The following is a 6,569-nucleotide window of genomic DNA, read 5'->3' on the forward strand; positions in this document are numbered from 1 at the left end:
GTGATTCTTCCTCGATACGGTGGCCGGAAGGACGTCTACGTCTCGTCTCATTCTCCTTTGCTGCCACGGCCTTCGGGGACGTTTCGCCGCGACACTGCCCCCGGTGAACGGGGTGTCCGGCCACGATGACCCCCCTGCGAGCGTTCCTCACGCGGCACACTGTCAGGAGAAGCGATCCTTTCAGGACTTCAGCAGTCAAAATTTTGAGGTCGCTGGGCTGAAAACCCCCGGGATTTCAGGTCCCGTGATCCCCCATGATAGGGCTGGATGGAGAGAACGATCACTTCCCGCCCTTCTCCAGCTCTTCTATCTTCTCCTCGACCTCCCTGTAGCCGTCCTGGTAGAACTCCTCCTCGGACGGCTCAATCTCCCGCAGAAGGCGCAGGAACTCACCTGCATGAACCTTCTCCTCGTCCGCAATATCGAGCAGGACCGTCTTTACCAGCTGGTTGTCGGTCGATTCGGCGATCTGGGTGTAGAGCTGGATCGCCTCATACTCGGCAGCGATCACGAACCTGATCGTCCTGACGATCTCGCCCTGGTCAAGTTTGCGTTCCATGTGGTTGCCGGAGAACGGTTGTCCAAAATCAGGCATACAGGATTACCTCCAGTGGTTCATGGGAGAGGGAATTATTTATACCCACCGCCGGGCGGAGAGAGGCCTCCCGGTGCTCCCAGTTCATCAAGAACCTGGCACGCCCTGCAGATCTCTCTCCCCGGTTCCGCCGGCATCGGTTCGCCACAGCGTTCACAGACGCCAAACACAGTTTCAGGGGCCGTACCTGTTCTCCGGAGGGCCTCCCCCAGCCTCACCAGCGAGTATTTCGTCGCCGGGTGCCGGTAGGTGTAGTCGTCCAGGACCCCCCGGACATCACGCCTGAGGGCGCCGACCGCATAGGGGCAGCCCGCAGGGTCAAACCCCTCGACGTGGAGGAAGGCGTAGAGCGCCACCTCCCGCTCCGGGATGTAGAGAAACGGCCTGATCCGCGGGATCATCCCCTCGACCTCCCGCACCGGCCGGGTGAGTTGTGCCGCATCCCCTCGCAGAACGTTCATCAGCACGGACTGAGCCTCATCGTCCAGGTTAAACCCGTATGCGAACTTCGTGACCCCCTCTTCCCTCGCAACCCGGTTCATCAGCGCCCGCCGCAGCACGCCGCAGTAGGTGCAGGAGAGCCCTGTGCCCTTCCTGGCCACAATCTCATCAAGCGTTATCCCGTAAGCGTCGCGAAAAGAGGCCGTCACCCAGGGGACGCCCATCTCCTCCGATATCTTCCTGGCGAGGTCTGTGTCGCGGTAACCGGCAATCCCCTCATCCACCGTTATCGCCATCAGCCGGACGTCCCGCCGCTCGCCAAGGAGGCTGTGTAGAAAGAAGAGAACGGCGCTTGAGTCCTTGCCCCCAGAGAGCGCCACTGCCACCCTGTCCCCCGACTCGATCCAGCGGTGCTCCCTGATCGCTCGTTTTGCTTTCGCCTCAAAATCGCGGTTGAAATGCTGTTCGCAGAGATGCAGCCCCGAGTAGCGCTGGTAGATTATCGCCTCACGTCTGCACTTGCTGCACTGCATCCTTGCTCGATCATACTTTTATCACCTTGCCACATAAATTCTGTAGACGATGCCTGTTCCTGCAGAACACGTGCAATCCCTGCACCCCTACGAACTCCGGATCCTGCTTACCCTCGAGCGTCTCATGCGGCGCTACACCTGGGTGCCGTTCGAGATACTCAGGTCGGCCACCGGGTTCTCGGAGTCCGAACTCACGTACCGTCTGGGCAGGCTGATGGCCATGGACATGGTCCGTTACGAAAAGACCCCCTACGATGGCTATGCCCTGATCTTTGACGGTTACGACACCCTCGCACTCCACACCCTGACAAAGCGCGGCACCATCCAGGCGCTCGGAACGCAGATCGGCGTTGGGAAGGAGTCGGAGGTCTACGAGGCGGTTGGTCTCGGGGTCGTGGTTCTGAAGTTCCACCGTGTGGGGCAGAGGTCTTTCCAGGCTGCTCGACTCAAGAGGGGCTACATGCCGGATACAGGGCACTGTCCCTGGATATTTGCATCGAGCAACTCGGCAAGAAGGGAGTACGAGGCCCTGAAGGCCCTCCACCCCGCCGTCTCCGTCCCCCTCCCCATCGACCACAACCGGCACGTGATCGTGATCTCTTTTATCCCCGGTGTCAACCTCACCCGGGCGACCCTCACGGAACCCGAACCGATCCTGGACTCGATCCTGGATAACGTCAGGGAGGCCTATAACCTCGGGATCATCCACGGCGACCTGAGCGAGTTCAACGTCATGGTCGATCAGGAGGGGCAGTGCTGGCTGATCGACTGGCCGCAGTGGATTGAGACCGCCCACCCGAACGCCGATGAAACCCTCGCACGGGATATCACAAACATCCTCCAGTACTTCAAACGAAAGTACGGCATCGACTACGCCTTCGACGAAGCACTGGCACGGGTGGTGGAGTGAAGGTCTTCGGGATCGATATAATCAAAGGCTCTGTCCGGTCACGTAGCCGCCGACCGGTCTACGCCCTCTGCCGGATGGAGGATGGCGAGATACTGGACGTTCAGGAGGTCACGGCGTTCAGGCTCCAGCGCCTCCTTACTGCCGAGCAGCCCGAGATCCTTGCGGTGGACAGTCTCCAGGAGATCGCTGCAGATCAGCACGAGGTCTACGCGTTCCTCCAGTCGCTCCCGCCTTCAACGAAACTCGTCCAGGTGACCGGCGGCGAGCGTAAGGAGAGTCTCGGGAAGGTTGCCGCCCGCTACAACATCAATTTCAACCGGTTCGACCCCTACGCCGAGGCGAGGACGATCGCCCGCGTGGCCTCTCTTGGCGCGGGTGTCCAGGTGATCGCGTTTGAGAACACCACCGATATCGTTGTGAGCAGGCACCGGTCGACAGGCCCCGGCGGGTGGAGCCAGAACCGCTACGCAAGAAAGATCCACGGCGCGGTGATGCAGAAAGGAAGAGAGATCGAGGCCCGACTCCGGGGTGCCGGACTCGATTACGAGAAGAAGGAGACAAAGGCCTTCGGTGGCTGCTCCCGTGTTGCGTTCAGGGTCGCCGCCCCACGGGATATGGTTCCCGTCCACTCCTCCCGCGGCGCCGATGTCCAGGTCAGGGTGAGCGGGAGACAGCTTGACCGGATCCGGTTTGAACCCCTATCCGGCCGCCCGCGGTACCTGATCGTGGGGCTCGATCCCGGGACGACTACCGGGATAGCCGCCGTTGACCTCGACGGCAACCTCGTCCTCCTTACGAGTTCACGGCAGATGACAATGTCGGATATAGTCGAAGAACTCTATCGTGCCGGAAAACCCCTGATCGTCGCATCCGATGTTCAGCCGATGCCGTACTCGGTTGAGAAGGTCCGCAGGGCGTTTAACGCCATCCCCTACACCCCGAAACAGTCTCTCCCTGTGGAGGCGAAGTACGAACTGACCGCATCGTTTACCTGGACAAACGATCACGAGCGCGACGCTCTCTCGGCGGCGCTGGACGCCTACCGGAGTCTCCAGAGCAAGTTTCGGAACATAACAAAGCGTGTGGGGCCGGGGTTCGACCTCGACGAGGTGCGTGCCCGGGTTCTGCGGGGTCAGCCGCTCGATACCGTGCTCGAGGAGATGCAGGCCGCACCTGCGCCGAGAACTGAGGTTGTACCGGAGACCCCTGCCCTGGAACGACCGGTCGAGGATGAGCGGGTGATGGCGCTTGACGGAATGGTCAAGCGGCTCCGCAGTTATGTGCAGGAGTTGCAGGACACTCTCCGGGAGCGAGACCGTGAGGTGGAGCAGTTGCGCCAGAGCCTGCGCCGTGCACGTTCCGCGACGGAGCGAAAGATCCGTCGGGACGCGGAACTGGCGGCAAAGGATGCGACAATCGAGAGTCTGCGAGAGCAGTTGCGGGGCGAGCGGCGACGGTCCCGGCGGCTGAAGAAACGACTGGAACGGATGCAGGCGGTCGAGAGGGTTGAGGTCACTGAGGACTCCAGACCTCTCAAGGTGCTTGACTCTCTCACCCGGGAAGGGGTACGGGGTCTCCAGGAGGAGATGGGTATCGCCGAAGGTGACGTCCTCTACGTTCCACGGGCGCATGGCTGGGGTCGGGGCGTGGTAAAGGACCTGGCCGCGGGGGGTGTGCGGGCGCTCCTCGTCGGCGGGGAACCGCCGGACCCGCACCTGGTCAGGGTTGCGAGGGAGGCGGCTCTTCCTCTCATCCCGGCAGGGTCTCTCAGCCCGGTTGTACGGGGAAAGACCGGAATGGTGGAGACCGGGGCGCTCGAGGAGGCGATAGCGGCGTGGAAGGAGGAGCAGAAAGAGTTCCTGCGCGAGCGGGAGGCTGAACGTGTGGAGTACCTTGTAAGGGAGTACCGGAGCGAACGGGAGAAGGAGGTGCGTCGCGGTGGATGAACGAGAGTTGCACCGGCTGATAGGAACGATAATCGCTCCGGAACACCTGGAGGATGACTGCGCGGTCATCCGCTGTGCTGACCGATTCGTCGTCGTGAGCACCGATATGCTCCATGAGACGACCGATTTTCCCGTCGGGATGACCGACTGGCAGGTTGGCTGGATGGCGGTGGCGGTCACGCTCTCTGATGTTGCAAGCATGGGCGCGGCGCCGGGAGAGGTGCTCCTGGCGGTAGGTCTTGATCGACCGGAACGTCTCCGCGGGATCATGGAGGGCGCCAGGGACTGTTGCGCTGCGTTCGGCGCTGAACTTGTGGGCGGTGACCTGGACGCCCACCGCGAGCTTACGCTCGTGAGCACGGGGCTCGGCTGGGTCGAGCCCCAGTATCTTGTCCGGCGGCGGGGGGCACGGCCGGGCGATCTCGTCGCGGTGACCGGGCCGCTCGGCGAGGCTCAGGCCGCTCTGAACGGTTACGAGCAGCACCGCAGGGAACTCCTGGAACCGCAGCCGCGGGTCCGCGAGGGGCAGGCGCTTGCCCGTGCCGGGGTCTCGGCGATGATGGATATATCCGATGGTCTGGCTCTCTCGCTATATGACCTCTTTGCCGTGAACGATTGTGGGTTTGCAGTCGATACCGCCCGGCTCCCGCTGCCTGCTGGCGTGCCCGTGGAGGAGGGGCGTGAACTTGCTCTCTACGGCGGCGGGGATTTTGAGCTACTCTTCTGCTCTCCACCGGGTGTCCTCCCCGTCCCCGGTGTTGAGGCCCACGTCATCGGGGAGGTCATTGAAGAGCGGGTCGTCCTCGCAGACGGCAAGCCGCTTGAGCCACGCGGTTACCTGCACGAGTGGGGCGGGTAGTCTTCTCTTTTCGGATCTCCGGGGCCTCTCAGGTGGCGCCGGGCGGTCTCAATCGTTGGATGTAATCAGGAGTAGTTATAAAGCCGGGTGATCTAACTACTCCCGATAGACGGCTGCCTATCTTTAAGTTTGATCATCAACTTCGGTCATGGATCAACGGCAGGTGGAACCGGTTCTGCAGGGAGGTGGCGTTCCCGGGGGTCGGTTCTCGAACAATTTCGACTTCCTGCGGTTTGCTGCGGCAACGCTGGTCGTCGTTGCGCACGCATACGCGCTCCAGATCGGCTATTCGCAGATAGGGTTGCACGATCCTGTCATGCTCGCTGGACGGGCAGCGCTTGCCGCTCTCCTTGCCGCCAGCGGTTACCTGATCGCGGCGAGCTGGGAGTCGACCGCATCTTTGCTCAGGTTCGCCTGGAAACGGTTTCTCCGGGTCGCCCCTGCGCTTATTCCCGCGATACTGGTCACCCTCTTCCTCGTCGGCCCGCTGATGACCTCCTTCCCGCGGGGCGACTACTTTGCGGCCCTACTCTCTCCTGAGGGGCTTGCCGCCGTGCCGTTCTTTGAGAACGGCGGTGTTATAGGTCTCTTTCAGGAGAACCCGGTGACCTATGTCAACGGGTCGCTCTGGACGATACCTCTCGAGGTCGCGCTCTACGGGGTTGTTGCGGCACTGGGGGCCGCCGGGCTCCTGCACCGCCGGGGTGCGCTCCCGGCTCTTATTGCTGTAAACATTCTTGTCTGGTTTTACTGGTTCGATGATGCCAGGATGGCAAAGGTCCGGTTCTCGCTCTATTTCCTTGTCGGGGCGTTCCTCTACCTCCACCGGGAACGGTTGACGTTACGGCCGGCCATCGCAGGTGGCCTGTTCATACTCCTTGTTGTGTCGGCTATGACGCCTCTTGCGACCCTTGCGGGGGTGATCGCCATACCTTATATTACCATCTACGCCGCGCACATCCCGATACCCCTCCTCAACACGTTCGGGAGATATGGGGACTTCTCATACGGGATCTACCTCTACCACTATCCGGTGCAGCAGACTCTCATCCAGGTCACGGCAAACACTCTCACCCTGCCGACCCTATTCGGGGTGTCGTTTCTGGTGGCGTTCGCGTTTGCGTTTTTTTCCTGGCACGCCATCGAGAAACGGGCGCTGGCGGCAAAGAATCTTAACACAACTGACCTGTGGAGGGTGCTCGGGTTATCTCCCAGGCCGGAACTGATTGGCCGGTGAGGGGCGGTATTGGCTCTGCCCCTTTCGAAACCCCCGGCGACCTCCGGT

6 protein-coding genes are annotated in these 6,569 nt (G+C 61.8%); 4 read left to right on the forward strand and 2 right to left on the reverse strand.

Going from position 1 to position 6,569, the window contains the following annotated elements; all coding sequences use genetic code 11:
- Nucleotides 1-280 precede the first annotated feature (280 nt).
- The gene (locus tag QMC91_RS09585; protein WP_300238020.1) at nt 281-595 is read right to left on the reverse strand and encodes a ferritin family protein; all 315 of its coding nucleotides are present in this window, start codon (nt 593-595) and stop codon (nt 281-283) included.
- A 35-nt stretch (nt 596-630) separates the two neighbouring features.
- Nucleotides 631-1,569, reverse strand: coding sequence for a TIGR00269 family protein (locus tag QMC91_RS09590; protein ID WP_300238021.1), 939 nt, complete (start codon nt 1,567-1,569; stop codon nt 631-633).
- Nucleotides 1,570-1,618: 49 nt separating this feature from the next.
- Between QMC91_RS09590 and QMC91_RS09595 the strand changes: the two genes are divergently transcribed.
- The 4 genes from QMC91_RS09595 to QMC91_RS09610 all read left to right on the forward strand — a co-directional run bounded on the left by QMC91_RS09595 (nt 1,619) and on the right by QMC91_RS09610 (nt 6,521).
- A complete protein-coding gene (locus QMC91_RS09595) occupies nt 1,619-2,479 on the forward strand; it encodes an RIO1 family regulatory kinase/ATPase (RefSeq protein ID WP_300238022.1) in 861 nt (286 codons plus the stop codon).
- A complete protein-coding gene (locus QMC91_RS09600) occupies nt 2,476-4,425 on the forward strand; it encodes a DUF460 domain-containing protein (protein ID WP_300238023.1) in 1,950 nt (649 codons plus the stop codon). The genes QMC91_RS09595 and QMC91_RS09600 overlap by 4 nt, the downstream gene beginning before the upstream one ends.
- Complete coding sequence (thiL, locus tag QMC91_RS09605) at nt 4,418-5,284, forward strand: thiamine-phosphate kinase (protein ID WP_300238024.1); 867 nt, start codon at nt 4,418-4,420, stop codon at nt 5,282-5,284. Before QMC91_RS09600 ends, thiL begins: the two co-directional genes overlap by 8 nt.
- Before the next feature lie 148 nt (nt 5,285-5,432).
- Nucleotides 5,433-6,521 carry an acyltransferase gene (locus tag QMC91_RS09610; RefSeq protein WP_300238025.1) on the forward strand — a complete coding sequence of 363 codons (1,089 nt, stop codon included), beginning with the start codon at nt 5,433-5,435 and terminating at the stop codon, nt 6,519-6,521.
- The last annotated feature ends 48 nt before the right edge of the window (nt 6,522-6,569 follow it).

Origin of the sequence: Methanoculleus sp. (genome assembly GCF_030019085.1) — an archaeon.
GTDB lineage: Archaea > Halobacteriota > Methanomicrobia > Methanomicrobiales > Methanoculleaceae > Methanoculleus.

What these genes read in the sequence shown, in the direction of transcription:
- QMC91_RS09585 (WP_300238020.1), bottom strand. Translation starts at nt 595, where the DNA reads ATGCCTGATTTTGGACAACCGTTCTCCGGCAACCACATGGAACGCAAA.
- QMC91_RS09590 (WP_300238021.1), bottom strand. Translation starts at nt 1,569, where the DNA reads ATGCAGTGCAGCAAGTGCAGACGTGAGGCGATAATCTACCAGCGCTAC.
- QMC91_RS09595 (WP_300238022.1), top strand. Translation starts at nt 1,619, where the DNA reads ATGCCTGTTCCTGCAGAACACGTGCAATCCCTGCACCCCTACGAACTC.
- QMC91_RS09610 (WP_300238025.1), top strand. Translation starts at nt 5,433, where the DNA reads ATGGATCAACGGCAGGTGGAACCGGTTCTGCAGGGAGGTGGCGTTCCC.